This is a genomic window from Arthrobacter sp. P1_B9 (assembly GCF_056406495.1).
Window position 1 is genome coordinate 24920 of sequence record NZ_JBFUAA010000020.1, and the last position, 22099, is coordinate 47018.

23 protein-coding genes and 3 pseudogenes are annotated in these 22099 nt (G+C 65.6%); 16 read left to right on the plus strand and 10 right to left on the minus strand.

Going from position 1 to position 22099, the window contains the following annotated elements; all coding sequences use genetic code 11:
* Positions 1-153 precede the first annotated feature (153 nt).
* From AC1D1A_RS19790 to AC1D1A_RS19800, 3 genes are all read left to right on the plus strand, one after another.
* Positions 154-603 (plus strand): hypothetical protein, encoded by a 450-nt coding sequence (locus AC1D1A_RS19790; protein ID WP_476858251.1) that lies wholly within the window; start codon positions 154-156, stop codon positions 601-603.
* 317 nt (positions 604-920) lie between these two features.
* Positions 921-1460: a hypothetical protein gene (locus AC1D1A_RS19795; protein WP_476858252.1), complete on the plus strand. Its 540-nt coding sequence runs from the start codon at positions 921-923 to the stop codon at positions 1458-1460.
* Complete coding sequence (locus tag AC1D1A_RS19800; protein WP_476858253.1) at positions 1453-1923, plus strand: hypothetical protein; 471 nt, start codon at positions 1453-1455, stop codon at positions 1921-1923. Before AC1D1A_RS19795 ends, AC1D1A_RS19800 begins: the two co-directional genes overlap by 8 nt.
* Positions 1924-2281: 358 nt before the next feature.
* Here the strand turns inward: AC1D1A_RS19800 and AC1D1A_RS19805 are convergent, their stop codons facing one another.
* A complete protein-coding gene (locus tag AC1D1A_RS19805; protein ID WP_476948509.1) occupies positions 2282-2971 on the minus strand; it encodes a nucleoside/nucleotide kinase family protein in 690 nt (229 codons plus the stop codon).
* A gap of 626 nt (positions 2972-3597) precedes the next feature.
* Between AC1D1A_RS19805 and AC1D1A_RS19810 the strand changes: the two are divergent.
* Positions 3598-3756 (plus strand): annotated as a pseudogene (locus AC1D1A_RS19810) (IS110 family transposase); the annotation flags it as partial.
* A 356-nt stretch (positions 3757-4112) separates the two neighbouring features.
* Here AC1D1A_RS19810 and AC1D1A_RS19815 read toward each other — a convergent pair.
* Together AC1D1A_RS19815 and AC1D1A_RS19820 are read right to left on the minus strand one after the other, a co-directional pair.
* Positions 4113-4424 (minus strand): HAD family hydrolase, encoded by a 312-nt coding sequence (locus AC1D1A_RS19815; protein ID WP_476858183.1) that lies wholly within the window; start codon positions 4422-4424, stop codon positions 4113-4115.
* Positions 4425-4493: 69 nt separating this feature from the next.
* Positions 4494-4829, minus strand: a complete 336-nt coding sequence (locus tag AC1D1A_RS19820) for a YciI family protein (RefSeq protein ID WP_476948510.1) — start codon at positions 4827-4829, stop codon at positions 4494-4496.
* Positions 4830-5087: 258 nt separating this feature from the next.
* Between AC1D1A_RS19820 and AC1D1A_RS19825 the strand changes: the two genes are divergently transcribed.
* From AC1D1A_RS19825 to AC1D1A_RS19835, 3 genes are read left to right on the plus strand one after another with little or no spacing between them, the layout of a single operon-like run.
* On the plus strand, positions 5088-5813 hold the full coding sequence (locus AC1D1A_RS19825; RefSeq protein ID WP_476850824.1) for a glycosyltransferase family 2 protein: 726 nt from the start codon (positions 5088-5090) through the stop codon (positions 5811-5813).
* A gap of 7 nt (positions 5814-5820) precedes the next feature.
* Positions 5821-6489, plus strand: a complete 669-nt coding sequence (locus AC1D1A_RS19830; protein WP_476948511.1) for a TIGR04282 family arsenosugar biosynthesis glycosyltransferase — start codon at positions 5821-5823, stop codon at positions 6487-6489.
* On the plus strand, positions 6489-7193 hold the full coding sequence (locus AC1D1A_RS19835) for a methyltransferase domain-containing protein (RefSeq protein WP_476850826.1): 705 nt from the start codon (positions 6489-6491) through the stop codon (positions 7191-7193). The genes AC1D1A_RS19830 and AC1D1A_RS19835 overlap by 1 nt, the downstream gene beginning before the upstream one ends.
* On the opposite strand, the gene AC1D1A_RS19840 is transcribed toward AC1D1A_RS19835, so the two are convergent.
* Positions 7133-7633 (minus strand): hypothetical protein, encoded by a 501-nt coding sequence (locus tag AC1D1A_RS19840; protein WP_476850827.1) that lies wholly within the window; start codon positions 7631-7633, stop codon positions 7133-7135. The genes AC1D1A_RS19835 and AC1D1A_RS19840 overlap by 61 nt on opposite strands.
* Positions 7630-8820 carry a molybdopterin-dependent oxidoreductase gene (locus AC1D1A_RS19845; RefSeq protein WP_476858181.1) on the minus strand — a complete coding sequence of 397 codons (1191 nt, stop codon included), beginning with the start codon at positions 8818-8820 and terminating at the stop codon, positions 7630-7632. The genes AC1D1A_RS19840 and AC1D1A_RS19845 overlap by 4 nt, the downstream gene beginning before the upstream one ends.
* A 101-nt stretch (positions 8821-8921) precedes the next feature.
* Here AC1D1A_RS19845 and AC1D1A_RS19850 point away from each other — a divergent pair, with 101 nt between their 5' ends.
* From AC1D1A_RS19850 to AC1D1A_RS19860, 3 genes are read left to right on the plus strand one after another with little or no spacing between them, the layout of a single operon-like run.
* On the plus strand, positions 8922-10385 hold the full coding sequence (locus tag AC1D1A_RS19850) for a glycosyltransferase family 87 protein (RefSeq protein ID WP_476948512.1): 1464 nt from the start codon (positions 8922-8924) through the stop codon (positions 10383-10385).
* A gap of 50 nt (positions 10386-10435) precedes the next feature.
* Positions 10436-11317: an MTAP family purine nucleoside phosphorylase gene (locus AC1D1A_RS19855; protein WP_476948513.1), complete on the plus strand. Its 882-nt coding sequence runs from the start codon at positions 10436-10438 to the stop codon at positions 11315-11317.
* Entirely contained in the window at positions 11314-12375 is a 1062-nt protein-coding gene (locus AC1D1A_RS19860) for an NAD-dependent epimerase/dehydratase family protein (RefSeq protein ID WP_476948514.1), read from the plus strand. Before AC1D1A_RS19855 ends, AC1D1A_RS19860 begins: the two co-directional genes overlap by 4 nt.
* Positions 12376-12575: 200 nt before the next feature.
* On the opposite strand, the gene AC1D1A_RS19865 is transcribed toward AC1D1A_RS19860, so the two are convergent.
* The gene (locus AC1D1A_RS19865; RefSeq protein WP_476850832.1) at positions 12576-12986 is read right to left on the minus strand and encodes a nuclear transport factor 2-like protein; all 411 of its coding nucleotides are present in this window, start codon (positions 12984-12986) and stop codon (positions 12576-12578) included.
* Between the two features lie 780 nt (positions 12987-13766).
* Between AC1D1A_RS19865 and AC1D1A_RS19870 the strand changes: the two are divergent.
* Positions 13767-14138, plus strand: a pseudogene (locus tag AC1D1A_RS19870) (transposase); the annotation flags it as partial.
* 61 nt (positions 14139-14199) lie between these two features.
* Here the strand turns inward: AC1D1A_RS19870 and AC1D1A_RS19875 are convergent.
* Together AC1D1A_RS19875 and AC1D1A_RS19880 are read right to left on the minus strand one after the other, a co-directional pair.
* Positions 14200-14748: pseudogene (locus AC1D1A_RS19875) on the minus strand (DUF5996 family protein); the annotation flags it as partial.
* A complete protein-coding gene (locus tag AC1D1A_RS19880) occupies positions 14693-15274 on the minus strand; it encodes a redoxin domain-containing protein (RefSeq protein WP_476948515.1) in 582 nt (193 codons plus the stop codon). The gene AC1D1A_RS19880 and the pseudogene AC1D1A_RS19875, both read right to left, overlap by 56 nt.
* A gap of 732 nt (positions 15275-16006) precedes the next feature.
* Here AC1D1A_RS19880 and AC1D1A_RS19885 point away from each other — a divergent pair.
* Positions 16007-16762, plus strand: a complete 756-nt coding sequence (locus AC1D1A_RS19885) for an integrase catalytic domain-containing protein (protein ID WP_476948516.1) — start codon at positions 16007-16009, stop codon at positions 16760-16762.
* Between the two features lie 48 nt (positions 16763-16810).
* Here AC1D1A_RS19885 and AC1D1A_RS19890 read toward each other — a convergent pair whose 3' ends face one another.
* On the minus strand, positions 16811-17548 hold the full coding sequence (locus tag AC1D1A_RS19890) for a glycoside hydrolase family 15 protein (protein WP_476948517.1): 738 nt from the start codon (positions 17546-17548) through the stop codon (positions 16811-16813).
* Between AC1D1A_RS19890 and AC1D1A_RS19895 the strand changes: the two genes are divergently transcribed.
* The 4 genes from AC1D1A_RS19895 (at position 17469) to AC1D1A_RS19910 (ending at position 21505) form a co-directional block, all read left to right on the plus strand.
* On the plus strand, positions 17469-17969 hold the full coding sequence (locus AC1D1A_RS19895; protein WP_476948518.1) for a VOC family protein: 501 nt from the start codon (positions 17469-17471) through the stop codon (positions 17967-17969). The two genes, AC1D1A_RS19890 and AC1D1A_RS19895, sit on opposite strands and share 80 nt — an antisense overlap.
* Positions 17970-17981: 12 nt before the next feature.
* Positions 17982-18149, plus strand: coding sequence for a hypothetical protein (locus AC1D1A_RS19900; protein ID WP_476858172.1), 168 nt, complete (start codon positions 17982-17984; stop codon positions 18147-18149).
* Positions 18146-19516 carry a dihydrolipoyl dehydrogenase family protein gene (locus AC1D1A_RS19905; protein WP_476858171.1) on the plus strand — a complete coding sequence of 457 codons (1371 nt, stop codon included), beginning with the start codon at positions 18146-18148 and terminating at the stop codon, positions 19514-19516. Before AC1D1A_RS19900 ends, AC1D1A_RS19905 begins: the two co-directional genes overlap by 4 nt.
* A gap of 210 nt (positions 19517-19726) precedes the next feature.
* The gene (locus tag AC1D1A_RS19910; protein ID WP_476948519.1) at positions 19727-21505 is read left to right on the plus strand and encodes an MOSC domain-containing protein; all 1779 of its coding nucleotides are present in this window, start codon (positions 19727-19729) and stop codon (positions 21503-21505) included.
* A gap of 124 nt (positions 21506-21629) precedes the next feature.
* Here the strand turns inward: AC1D1A_RS19910 and AC1D1A_RS19915 are convergent, their stop codons facing one another.
* Positions 21630-22085 carry a TetR/AcrR family transcriptional regulator gene (locus AC1D1A_RS19915; RefSeq protein ID WP_476858169.1) on the minus strand — a complete coding sequence of 152 codons (456 nt, stop codon included), beginning with the start codon at positions 22083-22085 and terminating at the stop codon, positions 21630-21632.
* Positions 22086-22099: the final 14 nt, after the last annotated feature.

Genomic DNA, 22099 nt, shown 5'->3' on the forward strand with positions numbered 1-22099 from the left:
GACGCCACGTCATTCAGCGCTGCCGCTGCATGGTCCAGAGCGTTGCACCAATTGGCCACGATGCCTTCAAGGGACGCGACGGTACCTGCCCGGCTGCCTTTCGATCACATGGAAACGCCCCGGACCAGCGTGGTCCGGGGCGAAGCAGACGGAATGGAAGATGCCGTGGACGGGGCGATGCGTACCGGCCTGATGGTAGCCAGCCGAATCGGCGAGCAGCTTGCCAGAATGCGCGAACTGGAACAGCGCACCATCGCCGCAGCAGAGGAGGAGAACCCCCTATCCTTGCTGCGGTGGTCCACGTGCCCTAGCCTGTGCATTCAGGCCAACACGGGCATGGGTAACCCTGAGGGCGTGGCTGAAATTAGTGCGGTGCTGGCAGGACTGACGGCAGAAGAACTCGAGGAGATCACCGTCCTGGGGCCGAAGGGACATCTTGGCCGGCATCTGATCGCCGTCATCGACAGAGCTACCGGAGGCGCGGACGCCGGACGGGGGTTTTACGTGACGGACGGAACGGTCAACGGCAACGGTGGACAGTTCCACGTCCTCCACAGCGACCTGAGTGACCGCATCTTCCGAGTCGGGACAGGCCAAAGCTAAGCCGGCAACCCCTTGAGCTATCGTGTGCCATTACTGTCCATTTACTGAGGCCTGGCCTGATTGACCCCAAGCCTGCCAAACGGAACCGTGCAGGCAAACTTCATTTCCGGCGTGGCGCCGGCCTGAATGTCATTACCAGACTGTAATAATTCAATTTGTTTTACATATTGCTGCTGCAGTCGCGGTCCCATAGAGTCGGGCCATCAGCTGGTCGGGGCAGCGACGCTTCAGCCCAGCGATCATTGGGGGACTATTTCACTTCACTTCGCTGTGCGCCCTGATGTCAGCTAGCGGAGTACTGAAATTGGGGGATTCAATTGAAGAAGATTCTTGGTGCGACACTAGCTGGCATTCTCGTAACGGGGCTGATGACCCTTGCATCTCCGGCCCAGGCTGCCCCGGACACAGGGGGGGTGGTTAGTCCACAGGGGCTATGTGACAGCTCGACGGTCTACAAGACGGTCACGTCCAAGCAAAACTACTATCAGGCCATCGGCCCGGTGTACCACGCCATTAACGGGACGAGCTATGCGAACACTGTCACGTTTACGAATACCTTGTCTGGCACGATAGGAGCGACAGTGGGCGGATATATTGAAGGCGGCGTGAGCGGTGGAATCGCGACTGCTAAGGCACAGGTGTCCGGCAGCATCACGGCCTCCGCTTCCTATACGACCTCAATGTCGGTCCAATACACCGTGCCGGCTTTGCGGACCGGCTACGCGCAAATCGGAACCAGCAAATGGAAGGTAAACATCCGCACTTGGAAATACAACACCAATTGCGTTAGTTCGACTATTGGGACGGGGACGCTGGATGCTCCCACCAGCATCGGGTGGAAGACTTGGAATGGCTGATAGATCAGCGGGGATGATGCTGGCCGGGGCCGGGCTTGCTGCAGTGTGCCTTGCCCTGGTGGGATGCGACGCCGTGCCGCCGCTGCCTCCCGGTACGGCCACAGCTACGGCAAGTCCGTCGAGCACGCCGCCCGAGTCAGTAACTTCTCCGACGACCGTGAACCACCACATTCCCAGCGGCGAAAAAGTGGTCGGATCGCTGGACAACCAGACTGCAACGATGAGCCTTGGTCAATTCAGCGTGGAATCGAAGTTCATCAAGGTATATCTGACGTGCTTTGGCCCGGGGGAAGTACTCATAAACGTCGATGGGGTAGGTAAGTTCCCGCTGCCCTGCAATCAAAACGATGTGGTTCCTTCGGAAAACCAATTCGAGGTCAGCCACCTCAAGTCCTATTCGGTAGGCATCGAATCGGCTGTGGGCCAGCGCTGGGCAGCGACCCTGGCCATACCAAAGGCGTAGCGTTGGGATCAGCCGTTGCGTGGAGGCGGCTGATCCCAAAGGCCGGTCGCCGCAGGGAGATACTCGGATCATGACGCGACTGGAGTTCTGGACGGACTACGGTCCGGGACCGCTATGGACCGATGAAGGCAAACCCGTCGATTTGACCTCGGGTCTCGGTGATTCTGCTCGTGGCCGCAGATCGGCTGCACTCAACTGATTCCAACGCCGATATCGGAGATTATGGCGAGCGGCCACTCAGAAGCGGCTACGACGGCAGGTTACGTGAACACTATCGATGAGCCTCGTCGGGCACTTGTGTCCCAGGCAGGGAATAATGCCGGGGCGCCGTGAAGCCGGCGGCTCGGTTTCTGGCCGGTTATTCTTGGCCGGGCGCCGGGACGGTCGCGGGTGTGTGCTCGATGACGAGTGTGCTCCGCTGGCTTCCTGCTGCTACCAGGCGGGCATTGCGTTCGTCATTGCCGGTTRCACGCCATTCGGCGATGGCGGGGTCCTTGTCGAACCTCAGGTGCCGGGCGGTGAGCCGGCGCAGGCGTTCGCCCTGTTCGAGTTCGACGAACCAGGTTTCATCCAGGAGGGATGCGACCTCGTTCCATGGGGCCTCGTCCAAGAGCAGGTAGTTGCCCTCGGTGATGATCAGGCGTGTTTCCGGCSGGACGGCGATGGCCCCGGCGATCGCGTCGTTGACTTCGCGGCGGAAGACCGGWGCGAAGATCTCCCGCGAGRTMTCTGAGCGCAGCCGGCGGAGCAACGCGACGWASCCGGCACCGTCGAAGGTSTCCGGAGCGCCCTTGCGGTGCTCMAGCCCGCGGGCCACGAGCAGCGACTGCGCCAGGTGATATCCGTCCATGGGGACCAGGGCGACCTGCCGGGGATGGTCGGTGAGCAGGYGCTCCAGCAGCCATTCGGAGATGGTGGATTTTCCGGCCCCGGGCGCCCCGGCAATTCCGAGCAGGCACCGGCTTCGCCGCTGGAGCAGCGCTTCAGCCCKGGCGAGGAGCTGCTGCTGGCCTGATTCGTCCCAGCGCAGGTATGGAGGGGTGTTCATCGCTTCTCCTTTCCGGCTCTCGCCTGGACCAGGGCAGGAGGTCACCGGTGTTCTACGGCATCACGTTACATCGGCGTGGACAATGTCCACACAACCTTTGCCGGACAAWCGCCCGCTCACCTCTCCCCGGCCAAGAAAAGGAACGAATSGAGGACCAGACAATCTCCCAGAAACWTCCCKCAGGTCATGTCATCACCACAACTCCGGGAGATGAAYAGGTRCAAGGCCGACCACGTCCGGCACAAACAGCAAGGAASGAGGCCCGAGTGATCCCGAGTCGCAGCAAGTCAGGCCGTTCCAGGCGCTCCCGGCCATGAACGCGTAAGCAGCAACAGCGCTGTCCACGCCAAGACAAGGAGCCGCCAGACCAGCCGCCACCAACAAATATGGGCCCCTGCAGGGGCCCATAAAAGGAGATTTGTACACATTCAGAGGACTACAAGCCCCTGGACAGGGAAAACACGTGCCCGAGGTGGGACTCGAACCGCATTCCCACCCTGCAACCACTGGACTCCCCCGGAAAAGTAACGAATCCGAGCCAGTCCGGCACCATTCCGACCCGATCCGAAGCCCAAAGTGTGTACTTTGTACACACCCCAAATTGCCCAGCGCGGAGCATCGCAGCCATTAATGCGCTCACCGCTCTCCTCCGCGTCGTCGACCTCGGCGTCGACGCCCGTAAGCCCTTGACCGTCACACAGATCAACACCATCGCAGCTTGGAGGGAACGGGACGAGGAATTCGGAGGTCAAACCTGCCGCCGCGAAGCAACGCGGCTCGCGAAGTAGATCCTGAAAACCCTTGGCGTTCTAAGACGGCTTGGCACCATTCACGGATTTGAACTGGCCGCCCCCAAAGGTCAGTGGACTCATACTTGCACAACGCCAGGTAGAAGCATCCAAGACAGCCGGCTCCGTCTCACCACGAGACTGGGTCGGCTTTTCTCAGCTCCGGACGACAAAGGGCACCGCGACAACCTGCCCCGGACACAGGAGCGGCCGTCATCCCCTCTGTGGGTCTTAGACGCAAAGAGGAAATCTGCGGGTTCAGCCTGACTGAACTGGTGGTAACGCTGCCGCGGCGGGGAACGTTCATTGGTTCCGGAAAGCGCGGCAACAAAAGCACACCACGCACGGCCGCGCTATGCGGCGCGGCATCCGGCATTTTCGAGTGCCCGCACGCCCTCAGGTACGTCCGGGTGCAGCCCGAGTCCGGCCGGGCCGTCCATGACGTGGTCCACTGCCTCGTCCAGGTTCCTGTCCAAAGACACCCCGCGGAGGAGCCCGCCCAGGACCTCGGCGCCAATGTCGGCGAACCGGCCGCTGCCTCCGGCCGCGGCAAGGGCGAACCCGTCCCTGAGCAAGGTTGCGAACCAGAGCGCATCGAAGCTAACCGGGCGGGGCGCCGACGTCGGCGCGCCCGGTCCTATCGCAGGACCCGGGAATAGGGTCATCAGGTTCCGGGATCCCTTCGGCCGAGGGAGGGGCCCGGCTGGACCCGGGACCCTCCTGTGAACCCGTTCCTACATTCCGGGGATATCGAGGGCCTGGAACACCTGGATCGTCGCGCCGGGCATCATGAGGTGAGGGTGGCCATCCATCAGAGCCACGGCCTGCTCCACACTGTCCGCCTCCAGCAGCGAGTAGCCGCCCACGTTCGCGTTGGCTGCGGACACCCCTGCCGGGGTAATTTCCTGCCCGTTGCCCAAGGGAGCGCCCATGTCCGCCAGATGCTCACCGGTCCGGCCGGCCCAGTCCATCCAGAGCTTCATTCCTTCAGCCGCAGCCGCAGGATCGTTGTTCTCCATGGTGGCCTCGGCCGACTGCGGAGCATTGTAGAGAACGACAAACTTAGCCATGCTTCCTCCTTGAATCCGGCACCACATCTCGGGCACCAACCACCCGGAACACTACGGCCTGAAGCCATTCTCCGGAAGTGGCCGGGGCTGGCAATAACCTGATGTCGGCACACTCGGCGGGACGCGGCTCGCTCCGCCGCAGCCAGGCACCGGCGGGAATGGGGAGCACCGGTTAACGGTGGGTCCGCGGCATCATTTTTCCGCATACCGTAAGGATTCCGGGGCGAATCGGCGCTGCCGAATCCGTAGCCTTGAAGCATGTTTGAAATGACCGCCTGCATGGTTGACGTCGTGTTGCCGTGCCTGGACGAGCGGGGCGCCCTACCGTGGGTTCTGTCCCGTCTGCCGCACGGGTACCGGGCCATCGTCGTGGACAACGGTTCGGTGGACGGTTCCGCTGAGTTCGCGGAGAGCATGGGTGCGACCGTGGTCCGGGAGGACCGGCGCGGGTTCGGGGCGGCCGCCCATGCCGGGCTGCTCGCGGCAACGGCGGAATTCGTGGCCTTCTGTGACTGCGACGGCTCCCTGGATCCGGCCCAGCTTCCGGCGCTCCTCACCCCCATCATGGACGGAAACGCGGATCTGGTGCTGGGCAGCCGCCGGCCGCAGCCCGGCTCGTGGCCCCTGCACGCCCGCATCGCCAACCGTGTCCTGGCATCGCGGATCCGGCGCATGACCGGGGAACACGTGACGGATCTTGGACCGATGCGGGCCGCACGCCGCGAAGGGCTGCTCTCCCTGGCCTTGGAGGACCGCCGAAGCGGCTACCCCCTGGAGATGCTCCTCAAGGCCAGCCTGCACAGTTGGCGGATCGTGGAGTTCCCAGTGCGGTATTCCCCGCGCACCGGCAAATCGAAAGTCACCGGCACCCTACGCGGAACGATTACGGCGGTCCGGGACATGTCGGCCCAGCTCAGGGCGGCCGCCGCTGAGCTGCCGCCGGGACCGGCCCGGATGACCGGCCACCGCGAAGAACCCCTATGAGGGCAACATGGACCTGACAGTGGCCGTCATCGCCAAAGAGTGCCTGCCGGGACGGGTCAAGACCCGGCTCAGTCCCCCGCTGACGCCCGAACAAGCTGCAGCCCTGGCCCAGCTGAGCCTCAGCCGCACCCTCTATTCGGTGCGTAGCCTCCCGGCCCGACGCCGGCTGCTCGTGATGGACGGGGCACCCACCGCGCGGGACGCCACCAAATTCACTCTTGTCCAGCAAGTATCCGGAGGCCTGGATGAGCGCCTGGCCGCCATCTGTGACGCAACCAGCGGCCCCCTGCTCATTATTGGCATGGACACCCCGCAATTCTCCCGCCGCCATGTAGAGCCGCTGCTCCATGACTGGTCCACCTCGCAGCCCAGCCACGATGCCTGGATGGGCACGGCAACGGATGGCGGCTTTTGGTCGCTGGCGCTGCGCCAGCCGGACGGAGCCCTGATCAGGGGCGTTCCCATGTCCACGACGACAACCGGGGCCCGGCAGCTCGCCCGGCTCACCGCGGCCGGCCTCAACGTCGGAATGCTCCCCGAACTGCGGGACATGGATCACTTCAGTGACGCCCAGCAGATCGCGGCGGAGATTCCGGGCAGCGCGTTCGCCAAGGCGGTGGCCAAAACCGTCGCCTGCGTGTCGGGCGTGCGGCAAAAAACAGAAGCACCCCGGTGATGACCGCCACCGCGGCACCTGCCGCCTACTTCGGCCAAGGCGAACGTGAGCCATTCGCCCTTGCCCTGCTGACCGGCTCCGGGGCCTTGACCCTCCGTCCGGAAAGTGCGCACTATCCCGCGGAGCCGGTGGAGTTCGACGTCCGTAACTGGTGCGAGGACGCCGACGCCACAGAGAGGTCTCTCCTGCAAAGCCTTCTGGGGCCGGTCCTGGACGTCGGTTGCGGGCCGGGACGACTTCTGGCTGCTGCCCAGCTGCTCGGATTGGCAGCCCTGGGCATCGATGCCAGCGCCGAGGCGGTCCGGCAGGCGCGCAACCGTGGTGCCCGCGCCCTCGAACAGTCAATTTTCGCCCCTGTACCGCAGCCGGGCCATTGGCAGTCCGTCATCCTGCTCGACGGCAACATTGGAATCGGGGGAAGCGTCACGGCCCTGCTGGGCCGCTGCCGGCAGCTCATCGCCCCTTCCGGGACACTGCTGGTGGAAGTAGACGCCGACGAAAACATCGACACGGCCTACTCCGCTTTTCTCGAAGACAGGCACGGGAACCGAAGCGAGGCGTTCGCCTGGGCGCGGATCGGCACGAACGGTCTGGCGTCGCGGGCGCCGGCCGCCGGCTGGTCTGTAGCCGCCATCCAGCGCCTTCAGGGCCGCGTCTTTTGCCGACTCTCGCCCCGCCGCATGCCGGTCCGCTCTATCCCATAAACGAGTACGGCAACCACCGCTGCCAGCACCGCCCAGAACCAGAGCAGATTGGTGGCATAGTCGCCTTCCAGGGCGCTGGTATTGCGGGCCACGGACTGGGCCTTCAACAAGATCCCGGCAATCACGGTCACCACGGCCCCCGTCATGAGCCCGCCACGCAGAACCGCGCCCGACGCTGGGCGGAGCCCGGATCCCAGCCGGGTCAGACCCCCGCCGGCAAGGGTGGAGGCCGGCACGATGACGCCGTCGTGCAGTAGCACGGCCACCGCCATCCACACCAGAAGCCCGAGCAGCTGGGGCGGGCCGAGTTGGGTCGGCAAACCCAAGAGCCCGTACCCGAGCAGCGACACACCCGCAATTCCCAGAACGATCCTCCAGATGCCCGCAGCTCGTCCCGCCCCGGCGGGTTTGCCGGCGCCAGCCGGCATCACGGGTTTCACAGGACCTCCACAGTGTGCAGCCACTTTGTTTGGAGGACGCCGGGGCGTCCGGGGGCGATGATGCGCGCCGGATACCCGTGGTCCAGATCGAGCGTCTGTCCGTTCAGCTCCAGAGCCACCAAGGTCCGTTCGTCCTGTGCGTACGCGGCTGGCATGTCCATCGTGCGGTAGGCGCCCTCGGGTTCGAGGCTTGTGACCCGGAGCGAGGACGACGGCGACGCGCCGACAGCGGCCACCAGGTCCCGGATCCGCACACCCCGCCAGGTGGCCGTCTGGCTCCAGCCCTCAACGCAAGCGATGGGAAGTTCGTGCTCATACTGGGGCAGGGCCTGGAGCTCCGCGAGGGTCAGGATGCGACGGGTGTCCTCATGGCTCACGGTGAGCGCCCAGTCCTTTGCTCCGGCCAGGTCGGCGACCTTGGCGTCGGCGGCGGTGCGGTTCACCGGGACGGCTTGTGGGCCGGTTCCCATCTTCCGCGGTGCAAAAAGGTTCAGCGGGTCCAGCCAGGAAAAGGACTGCCCGGCCGTCGTGAGTACGACGGCGCCCGTGGTAACGCCGACGGCGGCCAGAAAGGCCCGCCGGGACCAGCGACCCGGCATCGAAGGCGCCGCGCCGTCGTCAATCACCGGTGCTGTGGAACCGGCGCCGGCAGCCACTTGGGGCCGGGTGCCCGAACGGGAACGCCAATGCTCCATGATCAATGGAAGTTTCACGGCGATATGGAGCAGCAGCGACCCCCAGATCACCCAGGCCAACCAGAAGTGTGTCTGACGGAAGGGGAAAGGCCACGGGTACCACTTGTAGGTGTTGATCAGGCCCGTGGTCAGCTGCAGGAGCGAGGAAGCGATGAACAAGGCAATGGATGCCCGCTCCAAGGCGTGCGTCACGGATTTGACCGGCGGCCACTTCAGCAGCTCCGGATAGACCGACCACAATTTGGCCAGCAGCAACGGAATGGCGGCGATGCCCGTGGTCACATGGATTCCCTGAGTCAGCTGATAGATCCAGACGGGGCTGGTTGGGAAGAACATCCACGACGGCGGCTCCTGCAGCCCGTGACTGAAGAGCCCGGTCAGAAAGCAAATGGTGAAGCTGAGCCCGAGCCAGCGCCCCAAGACCACCGTGAGCCGGGTGCTGCGCGTCGGTGAAGCGAACCGTGCGGCCAAAGCGTTGGTTAGCTTTTCCATAGTTCGATCACACCACCAATTCAGTCCCCCGGACCTTACGATTCGCTGAAATCCTTGGCCCGTCTGCAGCGCGGGCACCGGACATGGGGCAGGATCGGAGAGTGGGCGTCACTGCAACAGAATCCAGCCGGACAAGCGGAACCAGGATCAAGGTCCTCGTGCTCCTTCCGCTTGTGTTCCTCACAAGTGCTGCACTGCTGTGGTGGATGGTGGTCCCCGGAAACCCGCTCGAAACGGCGCAGATCATCGCCACCTGCCTGTCATGGCTGTCCCTCATCGCGGCCGTCAGCCTGCTACGGCACGTGCCACGGCGTCATGTGGGGGCCGTCATCATCACGGGAACGGTCCTGCTCGGACTCGTTGCCGTGAGCGCCCCGCCCCGAACCAGCAACGATTCGGCCCGGTATGCGTGGGACGGCATCGTTCAAAAAGCCGGAATCTCCCCCTACTCGTATGTGCCCATCGATGAAACGCTCAGCAGGCTTCGCCCCGGCTGGCTGTTCGCCCCCGGTTCCACAGGCCCCGACGGCAAGCCCGTGTGTGCCCGAGACCTGTTCGGAACGGAATCCGTCGCCGCATCCGGTTATCCTTCCGGGGACCCGCTGTGCACGGCCATCAACCGCCCGCACGTACCCACGATCTACCCGCCCACAGCCGAACTGTACTTTCTGGGCGTGCGCGCCACGGTCCCGGACACGGCCGGTTTCATGGCTTTCCAGGTTGCCGGCCTGCTCCTTAGCGTGGCAATGGCACTGATGCTGCTCCGCGCGCTGGCCAGCCGCGGATCACCGCCGTACCTGGCCGCCGTGTGGGGGTGGAGTCCGTTCGTGCAGCTGGAAGCGGTCAACAACGCCCACGTCGACGTCCTGGCCGGAGTCCTCATCCTTGCCGCCGGGATGCTGCTTCTGGGCGGCAGGCCGATCCGCTCGGGGGCCGCCTTCGGGGCCGCCGTCGCAACGAAACTCATCCCGGTCATTGCCGCTCCCGCGCTGCTGTGGCGGCGCCCGGCCCGGTTCATCACCGCAGCCTTGGCCACGTTCGTGCTGCTCTACCTGCCCTACGTGGCGATCGCCGGGGCCGGCGTCCTGGGCTTCCTGCCCGGCTACCTCAAAGAAGAGAACTACAGCCAGAGCGGCGGCATCCGCTTCGGTCTTGCACAGCTCGTCTCCGCCGGCCCCTGGCCGCCGGTGCTCAGCGCGGCGGCCCTGGCCGTCGTCGCCCTCTGCGTGCTGCGGCGCACCCAGGCGGGGAATGTCTGGGAACAGCAGACCGTCATGATCGGGCTGACATTGCTGATTGTCAGCCCAAATTACCCCTGGTACGGGCTCATGCTGCTGCCGTTCATCGTGCTGAGCCGGCGCTGGGAGTACGTGGGGGTGATCCTCGCCCTGGACATCATCTATATGGTCCCCTCCGGACCCTGGAGCGAGCCACTCAACCAGGGCGCCCTGCTCCTGGCGGCCGCGGCCATCGCCGGAGGCACCTGGCTGCGGCGCCGCGACGGGCTGCGGCTGGCTGCCCTTTCCGGACTCACGACCGGGGCGCCGGACCCCGCGGGCCGGTGACCGGAACAGACCCGTCATGGACAAACACCGACGAATGGCAGGATTACATCATGGACACACCACTTCCCGGGCCGGCCCAGGCACGCATCGGCATCATTGGCGGTTCGGGAACGTACCGGCTTACCGGGGCAACTGTGCGCGCGACCGTCGACGTCGCGACCCCTTACGGGCCGCCGTCCGGTCCGGTGACACTGACCGACATGGGCGGACGAACCGTAGCGTTCCTCCCCCGCCATGGCGGCGAACACTCGCTTCCGCCCCAGAAAATCAACTACCGGGCCAACCTCTGGGCGCTCAAGAGCCTCGGGGTCGAGGCAGTGATTTCCTCCTCTGCGGTGGGCGGGCTGCGGAAAGGCTTCGGTCCCGAGACCTTCGTCGTGACCGACCAACTCATCGATCGCACCTGGGGACGCGCCGATACCTTTTTCGACGGCACCGTCGCCGACGGCGTCACCCCGGCGGGTGTCCAGCATCTGCCCGCCTCGGAACCGTTTTGCCCGACACTACGGTCGCACCTGGAGGCAGCTCTTGCGTCACGGGGCCTCCCCTACGCCCCGTACGGCACCGTGGTGGTGATCAACGGACCGCGGTTCTCAACGAAGGCCGAGTCGGCGTGGTACGTCACCGGCGGTGCCGACATCATCAGCATGACCCAGTACCCCGAGCCCGTGCTGGCCGCGGAATTGAACATGGGCTTCGCGAACCTGGCCTTCATCACAGACTCTGACACCGGCCACGACGGCTCGGAACCGGTCACCGCCGAGGCCGTCTTTGCACGGTTGAAGAAAGCCCAGCACAGCGTCCTGGCCGTGCTGGAGGCCACGATCGCGGCGATCCCCGAGGACTACGCACCGCGCCCGCTGATGGATCGGACCGCCGTCGCCCGGATCATGGCACTCCCGGTCACACACGAGTCCGTGCCCGCACAGTGAGGCTCCTCGTCACCGGCGGTGCCGGATTCATCGGTTCGCACATCGTCGACGCCGCCCTCGCCAAGGGATGGTTCGTACGCGTCCTGGACTCCCTGGACCCGGGCCTCCATCCGGGGCCGCCGGCCCTTGATTCGAGGGTGGAGCTGCTGACCGGCGATCTCACGGAACCGGACACGGCAGAGCGTGCGCTCGAGGGGATCGACGCCGTCTGCCACCAGGCCGCGAAGGTCGGGCTCGGCGTCAGCTTCGCTGACGCGCCGGACTACGTCCGGAACAACGACTACGCCACCGCTGTCCTGCTCGCCGCCATGGAACACCAGGGCATTCTCGGGCTGGTCCTGGCCTCCTCGATGGTGGTCTACGGTGAGGGTGCTTACATCGATTCCGAAACCGGCCTCGCGGTCAGACCGGGACCGCGCGCCGAGGCCGACCTGCGCGCCGGCATCTACGACCCCCGGAACCCTGCGTCCGGCGCGATCCTTATTCCCTCCATGGTCAGCGAGGACGCGCCCCTGGATCCGCGGAACGTCTACGCGGCATCAAAAGTCAGCCAGGAGCATCTCGCCGCCGCGTGGGCACGCAGCGCCCGCGGGGTGGCGATCGCCCTGCGCTACCACAACGTCTATGGTCCCCGGATGCCGCGCGACACCCCCTATGCCGGTGTTGCCTCGCTGTTCCGCTCGGCCCTGGCCCGCGGTGCGGCACCCCGGGTCTTCGAAGATGGCGCCCAGCGGCGCAGCTTCATTCATGTCAGGGACGTGGCCGCCGCGAACATCGCTGCGGCCGAGGCGCTGTCCGCGGGCGGCGCTGCTGCATTCCGGGCCTACAACGTCGGCGCCTCCGAGGTGCACACCATCGGCGATGTTGCCGCGGCTCTTAGTAATTTCAGTGCCGGACCTGCCCCGATCGTGACGGGTGAATACAGGCTGGGGGATGTCCGCCACATCACCGCATCCTCCCACCTGATCCAGGCCGAACTCGGCTGGGAACCGACCGTAGGCTTCGACGAAGGCATGCGTCAATTCGCCACAGCTCCCCTGCGCGGCGAGCCAGGCTGACAAGCGCCTGTCCCGAAGGTCCCATATGCCGGCATCCTCCGCTCGCTCCCCCCGCCGCGAGAAATCCCTTACAGATACGGGTCTCCCGAATGCGAGTAAACCCTCCCACAGGTCCCTGGCGGGCCGGCTGCCATGACCCCGAGCCAGTTCCCGGCAGTGAGACGGAAGACGCCGGCCGGCTTGCCGCTGATCCTGTCGAGTCAGTGCCGGCCGAGGTGGGCTGCGTCTTTCCAGACGCCATCTGCCGGCATTTCTAGCCGGTCGGTCATACCCTTCCGCCAATTCGGGGTCTCTACCGGCTCCCCCCAGTAGTCCGTGATGTGGGTGATTGTGCCGTCGACGAGTTCTCCAATGGTGACGTTGCGGTAGAGGCGTCCGTCGCCGTAGTTGCAGGTCCATTCGACGACGATGGTGGTGCCCAGCCGGTGCCGGCGGCCGATTTCCAGGGTGAGTTCGGGGAAGTTGCCTTCGACGTCTGCGATGAGTTGGCGGCCTCGGACGATTTCGCGCATCTGCGGCCATTGGCGGACTACGTTCTCGTTGAGGGGAGCGCCGAGGAGGTATTCGACGCGGGTGGCCCCGTTGTAGTCATCACTTGCAATGTCGGTCATGCTGGGATTCCTTCGGTGGTGGTAAGTGGGCGCCAGAGCCGTGCGGTGGCGTAGCTGCGGCCCGGTGCCCATCCTTGTCCGCGCTCACGAACATCGTCAATGGTCGGTGCCTCGTTGAGGGTCCAGGCGTGGGCGATTGCACGGCGCACTCTGTCACCGATGMGCCACGGAATCACGCGGCTACGCCTGTGGACCCTGTGCACACCACCTTGGCCGGACAAACAACCACCGCCCTCTCCCCGGGCCCAAGTAACAGAGAGTTCCCTGACGTTCCGGCTGCCGACAGGGATGATCATGAGGGTTTGATCCCCGAGTCACAGCAAGTCATGCCGTTCCAAGCGCTCCCGGCCATGAAGGAGTGACTAGCAACACCCCCTGTCCAAGCCAAGAGAAGGAGCCGCCAGACCGCAACGGCCACCAACAAAAATGGGCCCCTGCAGGGGCCCATAAAAGGAGATTTGTACACACTCAGTGGCTCATAAGCCCCTGAACAGGGAAAACACGTGCCCGAGGTGGGACTCGAACTGCATTCCCACCCCTGCCAATACTGGACTCCCCGAGAAACATGCGGAATCCGGCCCGGTCCGACCCATATACGACGCAGTCCGAAACCCAAAGTGTGTACTTTGTACACACTTCCTTTTTGCCACATTTCAGGCAACCAAAAGCGCTGCCTAGGAACCAGCGAAACGGCCGGGAGTGTCTGAATAACGGTGGATCCGGGGTTGGCCTGACACGCCGGGCGGTGCCTGGCGGGGAGGACTGATCATGAGCGGAACCATGGACCCCATGGCGACTGAATTGGATCAGCAAAAGTTAGCGAAGCAGCTCCTGGCCCAGGCCAGGGAGCAGGGAATCGAGCTGGTCGGCCCGGACGGGTTGTTGAACCCGTTGACGAAGAACGTCCTGGAGACCGCGCTGGAAGCGGAAATGGACGAGCACCTCGGCTACGGCAAACACGACGGGTCCGGGCGCGGGAGCGGGAACTCGCGCAACGGCACCGGCGCCAAGACCGTCATGACAGAGATCGGGCCGGTGGAGATCGACGTGCCGCGGGACACCGGTGCGACGTTCGACCCGCAGACCGTGAAGAAACGGCAGCGCCGGCTGACCGGCGTGGACGAGATGGTGTTGTCGCTGAGCGCGAAGGGCCGAAGTGCACGGGGCTCACATTGCCCCGGGAGTAGGACCTGAACGCATTGAGCAGGCGGTCCGCTTGGAGCAGTTGATGCCAGAACAGCCGGACGGCTTCGCTGTGATAAGAGGCATGCAGGTAGTCCCCGGCGAACGGTATGGTCGGTTCGACCTCGTTCGGCCCCGCCCGGATGGCCCTCTCGGTGCCGAGCCGGTTCATGGCATCGAAGGTCTCACCATGGAATTCGACCACCGGCTTCGGGCTGAGGTTAACGTTGGCGCTCATGCCGTTGCCGGTGCCTAGCCGCAGGACGTGCTCGGAGAATTCGAATTCCATGTCGACGGCGTCATGGCGGTCGGGGATGGACGACGTCGTCAAGCCGCGCGGGGTGAGGTACAGCGTCACCTGCCACCAGTGGTTCAGCATCGGAGTGTGCGCCATGCGGATCTTGCCGACAATCTGCGTCCACATGTAGAGGTGTCCCCGGAGTTGCGGCCACCCGTTATGAGCGCCAGAAACTTCAGACGCGTCCGTCGCACGTCCTTCACAGCTAGAGGCCGACTCGACGTCTTCAGTCCGGCCGTACCCGCTTGTTCCATCCGTGGAAGGGCGCCCAATTGCCCGCATCCCATGCCTCACGTAGGCCGGGCGTGCTGAGGTCCCAGTCTGGCCGGATCTCCTTCGTCACTGCGCGCAGATCACGGCGGAGGTCGTCGACGGAGGGACGCCCCCAGAACCAGTAGCCGTTGTAGATGCTGTGGATGACCAAGCCGGGCTTCAGAACGAGCGTGTGTGGGATCATCGGGTCGTGGTCCGGATCGGTGTATTCCTGGATGTCCAGATCCTGCTGCACGGTGCGGCCAGGATCAGAGAGGAACGGCCACTGCGCACCCACCGACGCACGGAATTCCTGGAGCACGTGGTGGTCATCGGTCGCAATGGTTGCCATCTGCGTGTAGGCCACAGCGACCTTAGGGTAGAACGCGGCAAGTTCAAGGTGGTGCTGATGCTCCTTAGGGCAGTAGTGTCCGCGCGACAGCATCAAGACCAGGGGGTCCTCCCCCTGCAACTCACTGATCCTGCGGGGGATGTTCTCGTGGTCAGGCAACTCGTAATCGGGGAAGATGCCGCCAGGTGCAATATCTGAGCGCACGATTCGGCCGCCTTTCACGTGCCGGTGAGCGGCGACGGTCCCTGCCATCGACGTCGTTGCTGGCACCCAGTTGCGCTGTGGTGGCACCGCCGCTCCTGCGGGCGAGCCTACGCCGGCGCCGGGCACCCAGCAAGGGGCCGCGTTGACTCATAAAAAACCTCCGCGTAGCCCGATACGTTGCCTCATATGAAAAGGTCCGGGAAGGGTGGGGGCGCGGACATCCTTGAGGGATGGGATTGACGATGGGCGAACGCAAGGCTGTCACGAAGCACCTGGCCGAGTCCTACCGGGCCGGTGACCGGGCCAGGAAGGGGCGGATCCTGGATGAGTTGGTGGAGCTGACCGGCTGGCACCGGGATCATGCCCGGGCGGTGTTGCGGCATGCGCTTGACCCGCCGCGGCTGCGGCCGGTCAGGCCGGGACGTGCCCCGGTGTACGGGGCTGACCTGCAGGACGGGCTCGTGCTGTGCTGGGCGGTGCTGCGGGGCCCGGCGGGGAAGCTGCTGGCGCCGATGCTGCCGGATCTCGTGCCGATGCTGCGGGCCGAGAAGGCCCTGGACATTACCGACGGGCAGGCGGCACTGCTGGCCCGCATGAGCGCGGCGACCATCGACCGGCGGCTGGCGGGCCAGCGGGCGAAGCTGTTACCGCGGGGCCGGTCCCACACCAAGCCCGGGTCGCTGCTGAAGTCCCAGATCCCGATCCGCACCTGGGGCGCAGTGGGACGATGCGGTGCCCGGTTTCGTCGAGATCGATCTGGTCGGGCACGAGGGCTCGAACAGTTCCGGGCAGTTCTGCTTCACCCTCACGGTCACGGACATCGCGACCGGCTGGACCGTGAACCGGTCCGTGCCGAACAAGGCGCAGAAGCACGTCTTCGCGGGACTGCAGCACGTCCTCGCTGTCTTCCCGTTTCCCGTCATCGGCATCGATTCGGATAACGGCAGCGAGTTCATCAACAACGAGCTCTTCGAGTTCTGCGTGCAGCACCGCATCACCTTCACCCGGTCCCGTCCGAGCAACAAGAACGACGGCGCCCACGTGGAGCAGAAGAACTGGTCCCGGGTCCGTGAGCTGGTCGGCTACCTGCGTTATGACACCGCCGCGGAACTGGAGCTGCTCAACGAGATCTGGGAGCTGGACCGGATCTTCACCAACTATCTGTTGCCCCAGCAAAAACTCGTCGCCAAGGTCCGCCGCGGAGCCAAGGTGAGCAAAACACATGACCGGGCAGCGACGCCGCACCGGCGCGCCGCAGCCGACCCGGCCCTGGCACGGATGCCCGTGATCCGGATGAACGCCCAATACAAGAAGATCAGGCCGGCCGCCCTCTCACGGCAGATCCTTGCCCTGACCGGCCGGCTTGAAGCCCTCACCACTGCCAAACAGCCCGCCCCGGTCAAACCCGCCGTGAACGAACGGTGGAACCGCCCCGGCAGCCGGAGGATTTCATCTGAGGCAACGACCCCACGTTCCCGGAGGTATTGACGTGAGGCAACAGGGGGGCCGGGATTGGACAGGGAGGGGCAGGCTCGCTTAGGGGGAGCACTTCCCAGGGCGCGTTTTCCAGAGACGAGCGCCCCTGCTTGCCCCCCGCATTTCCCCGCCGTTCCAGCTTTTGGATGATTGATTTAGGTCTTGACTTTGGCACTGCAGCCGCGGTCGAGGAGCGGGCCGGGCCCCGTCAGCCAGCCCGGAAGTACAGGGATTCTGTACTGTCAGTGCTGCGCTTTGCGCCGCTCCGCCTGCTGGATGGACCAGGCTGCGTTGACCAGCCCCAATGTGGCTGAAGGTTTGCGGAAAGTTCCCCAGTTGCCCACCGTTCGAGGAATCGGTTTCCTCACTGAGGAGACCCACATCGTTGACGTGGCTGCATGCCCGTTCGAATATCCCCCGTGCATGCCCGGGGCGATCTGCGTTGCTCGCCACAAGGGTTGGGCCCTGGCTCTCCCCCGCTGCATCCGACGAGTTAGGCTGCCCCCTTGACTTTCGTCCCGGATGAGGCCACTGTGGGGTCCCGAGGGCAGCGTCCTCGGCCGCAGACCGACCGGGGGGCGACAAGGAAAAGCGCATGGCGACCCCTGCAGCGCAAGCCCGCAGCATTGGCCTGATGCCCGCCGCCGGCACGCCTTTCCCGGGTCGCCGGTGAGCCCGATGCCGCTCTTTCATGGCGCGCCCCACCGAGGAGGCCGGGATGAGCACCGTCGACGAAAGCAAACAAAGTGCAGCCGGCAGTCCGCCGGTGAAGCCCGGGGAATTCAGGCTCGAGGTCATCGTGGTGYCGGTCTCGGACGTCGATCGGGCCAAGCGCTTCTACGAGGGCCTGGGCTGGCGGTTCGACGCCGAAGCGGCCGTGGAGGACGGCTACCGTCTCATGCAGTTCACGCCCCCGGGTTCCGGCTGCTCGATCATCTTCGGCAAGGGGGTCACCTCGGCGCCGCCGGGCTCATCCCAGGGCCTACATCTGGCGGTGTACGACATAGACGCTGCCCGGGCCGACCTGATCGCGCGCGGGGTCGAGGTCAGCGAGACATTCCACGACGCCACGGGCATCTTCCACCACGCCGGAAGCGAGGGACGTGTCGACGGACCGGCCCCCGGACACCCGGACTACGGCTCGTTCGCCTCCTTTAACGACCCGGACGGCAACGGCTGGGTCCTTCAGGAGATCAAGACCCGGCTTCCGGGCCGCTGAAGGGAGAGGCTGATGGCCACGACGTACGAATCCATGGACGATCTTGCCGAAGCCCTCAGGCGGGCCGCGGCAGCACATGGCAAACACGAGGAACTCACGGGCCAAGAGGACCCGGACTGGCCTGACTGGTACGCGCTTTACATGGTGCGCGAGCATGCCGGGGAGGAGTTGCCGACATGAACAGCGACTACGACGTGATTGTGATCGGCGGCGGCTCACCGGGTGAACACTGTGCAGGCGCGCTGGCCGAGGGCGGTCTGCGCGTGGCCGTCGTGGAACGGGAACTAGTCGGCGGCGAGTGCTCGTACTGGGCGTGCATCCCGTCCAAGACGCTGCTGCGGCCCGGTGAGGCTGCCCATGCGGCACGCGAGGCCGCCGCCACTGCCGCAGTCGACGTCGAAGCGGCGCTGGCCTGGCGCGACTTCATGGTTTCGGACTATTCCGATGCAGGGCAGGAGCGCTGGCTGGCCGATCACGGTATCGACCTGCTGCGCGGCACCGGGCGGCTCGCCGGGCCGGGCGTCGTCGAGGTCGACGGCGTGCGGCACACCGCCGCCCAGGTGGTCCTGGCCAATGGCGCCGATCCGGTCGTGCCGCCGATCCCGGGCCTGCGGGGTCTAGAGGGTGTCTGGAGCAGCCGCGAGGCGACCTCAATGAAGGCCGTTCCCCGGCGCTTGCTCATCCTCGGCGGCGGCCCGGTCGGTGTCGAGATGGCCCAGGCCGTGCGCCGATTCGGCGGCGAGGTGGCAGTCATCGACATGTCCGGGCACGTCCTGGCCCGGGAGCCGGCGCCGCTGGGCGAGGCCCTCGGTGAAGTTCTGAGCGGCGAGGGCATCGAACTCGTGCTGTCCGCGGCCGCGACCACGGCGCGGCGCGAGGGCGGGGACTACGTCGTCCAGATCGACGACGGGCGCGAGCTGAGAGGTGACCGGCTGCTCGTCGCCACGGGCAGGCGCCCGCGGATTAGTGGGATCGGCCTGGAGACCGTCGGCGTCGAGCCGGATCCCCGCGGAGTCCCTGTCGATGCACGCCTGCGCGTGGCGGACGGGCTGTGGGCGATCGGTGACGTCACCGGCATCTGGCCGCTGACCCACGTCGGGAAGTATCAGGGCGATGTCGTCGCCGCGAACATCCTCGGTGAGGCGCGGGAGGCAAACTATGAGGCCGTTCCGCGGGTCACTTATACGGACCCGCAGGCCGCGGCGGTGGGCGCCGCCGAGGGCCGCTTCAGCGCCACGGCCCCAGTCTCAGACTTGCCGAAAACCTCCACCTACACGCGTGCCGACGCCGAGAGCAACGGCTTCCTGACCCTCCTCAGCGACGGCGAACGGCTGACAGGTGCGTACGCGCTCGGCCCGGAGGCCGGCGAGTGGCTGCAGCAGGCGACGCTGGCGATCCGGGCCCGTGTCCCCATTGATGTCCTAAGCGACACGATCCAGCCGTTCCCGACCTTCTCGGAAATCTATGTCTCCGCGCTGAAGGCACTGCGCGGGGAGATCGGGGGTGCGCGCAGGCGGGTCGGCGCGGGACCATCCGCGGCGGACTGAGGAAAGCCGATTCGAGGAGCACCGCAGCTGCCGCTTCGCGGGCCGCACACGAGCCGGATTTTGCGGGGCAACCCGTGGTGGTTAGAGCGCTTCCGGCGGAGAGATCGAGACGGGATGAATTGAGCGTGTTGGGATGAGCGATGCCACAGTCACTACTGGACGGGCACCAGATATCGCGGAGGGTGTGATGGGCGAGAAGGGGCCGAGCTGATGGCCGCGACCGATCATCTTCGCGTCAGCGACAACGTCGGAAAGCTGTTGGCGCTCAACGTGGGAATGCCGAAAGACGTTTCTTGGAAGGGTAGGAAAGTCCACACCGGCATCTACAAATACCCGGTGAACGGCCCCCGGTTCGTTCGACGACTCAATGTCGACGGCGACGGCCAAGGGGACCTCGGTGGCCACGGCGGTGAACAGCGCGCGGTGATGGTGTACCAGCAGGGGTCTTATGACCACTGGTCTCAACACCTCAACCGCGACGACCTGGTGCCCGGCAACTTCGGCGAAAACTTCACCGTCGCGGGCCTCGCGGATGATGAGGTYTGCATCGGCGACCGGTACCGGATCGGTGACGCCAAGTTCGAGGTGACACAGCCACGGGTGACGTGCTACCGCGTCGGCCTGCGCCTGGGAGTACCGCAGATGGCTTCGCTCCTCGTCTCTCACCGGCGACCCGGCTTCTACCTGCGGGTGCTCACGGAAGGCACAGTGCAGCCCGGCGACCCGATCGTGAAAGTCGCCGATGGACGCCATCAGCTGACCGTTGAAGCGATCGACGGCCTGCTCTATCTGCCGGACCGATCTCACGAGCTCCTGAAGCTCGCGGTCGGCATTCCGGCGCTGAGCCCCGGCTGGCAGCAGTCCTTCCACGAGCTGCTCGCCGCGGCGGACATGGGCCAGACCGGGCCACAGGCCGAGGCGGGACAGGAACCCGGATGGAACGGGTTCCGGCCCTTTACCGTGACCAAGACCGTCCAGGTGACACCGTCCGTGCGCTCCCTCTATCTGAGCGACAGATCGGGCGCGGCCCTCCCGGCGGCTAAGCCCGGCCAGTACCTGACGCTGCGGCTGCCGGTCGGCGGCACGTCTGCGGTCCGCAGCTACTCGATCTCCGGCCGCCCGGACGACGCCACCTACCGGATCAGCGTGAAGCGGGAGGAGCACGGAACCGTTAGCCCGTACATCCACGACACGGTCGCCGACGGAAGCGTCATCGACGTCGCGGCGCCCCGCGGGGAGTTCGTGCTTGACGACACCGACGAGCCGGTGCTGCTGCTTTCGGCGGGAATCGGGATCACCCCGGTGCTGTCGATGCTGGCCTCACTGGCCTCCACGCAGCCGGATCGGCAGGTGTGGTGGCTCCATGTCGCCAGGGCCGAGGCAGACTACGGCCTTGCCCCCGAGGTTGAGCAGCTGCTCGGCCGGCTGACGAACGCCCACTCCTTCCTCTGGTTCACCCGTTCGGCCCCGCCGCTCGAGGGGCCGGCGCCCGGAACGATGTTCGGCCGACTGGATGCGGACGGCTTGCGGGCGCTCGGCTTCGACGTGGCGTCGAGGGCCTACGTCTGCGGCCCGCCGGTATTCATCGAAGGGATGACCGAGGCGTTGAAGGCCATCGGCATCGCCCCGGGACGCATCCACTCCGAGCTCTTCAGCGCGCTGGCGTCGCTGAATCCCGGTGTCGTGGCGATGACGCCGGTCGCGCCGCACCCGCCGGTGGGAACCGCGGGAACCGGGCCGGCCGTGACCTTCGTCCGAAGCGGTCTCACGGTGAACTGGTCGGACCGGTACGGGTCGCTGCTCGACCTGGCCGAGGCCTGCGACGTGTCGACGCGATGGTCGTGCCGCACTGGCGTGTGCCACACCTGCGTTACCGGACTGCTCAGCGGCGCGGTCGACTACTCGCCCGAGCCGCTGGAGCGACCGGAGGCGTCGCAAACTTTGCTGTGCTGTGCTCAACCGGCCGCCGAAACCGTCTTGGACGCCTGACTCGCGAGGAGTTCGCGTACCGGGGGGGCGCGACCTCGTTTCCAGAGCCGGATGTTCGTCAGCAGCGCGTCGTCGGACAGACCGCCCCTCGCGTACGTCAGGTCGAACCGGTTGGCCCCGACCGTCATGCTCCTGGTGATCTTTGCATCTCAGCGATCAGCACGAAAAGGCGGCACAGACGTTCGACGATCGGAGCCGGATCGGTGAGGATGTTCACCCCCAGGTCYCGCTGCCACACCCAGTGCTCGTCGACGACCGCGAGGGCCAGCGCCTGCTTGGAGGGGACGAAGTAACAGAAGCTCCCCTTCGGCAGCCCAGCGGCCGCACAGACCTCGGGTATGCCGATCCTCGCGTACGAGCGCTGCCCGAAAAGCTCGACGGTCCGCTGCCAGGAAGCACTCCGGCGCGTCAGATGTTCGTCCCAGGGTTGCAGTAATACGACCAGTCGGCTATACCTGCATCGGTTAGTAGTTGACCGAACGCTGGTCCGGGCGTCAACAAGACCCCGCTGCACGCGCCGGAGGCATTCGACACCTATGCAGCCCTGCACCCGGTAGGACGGATAGGCGATCGACGACATTGTGCGCGGCGTGC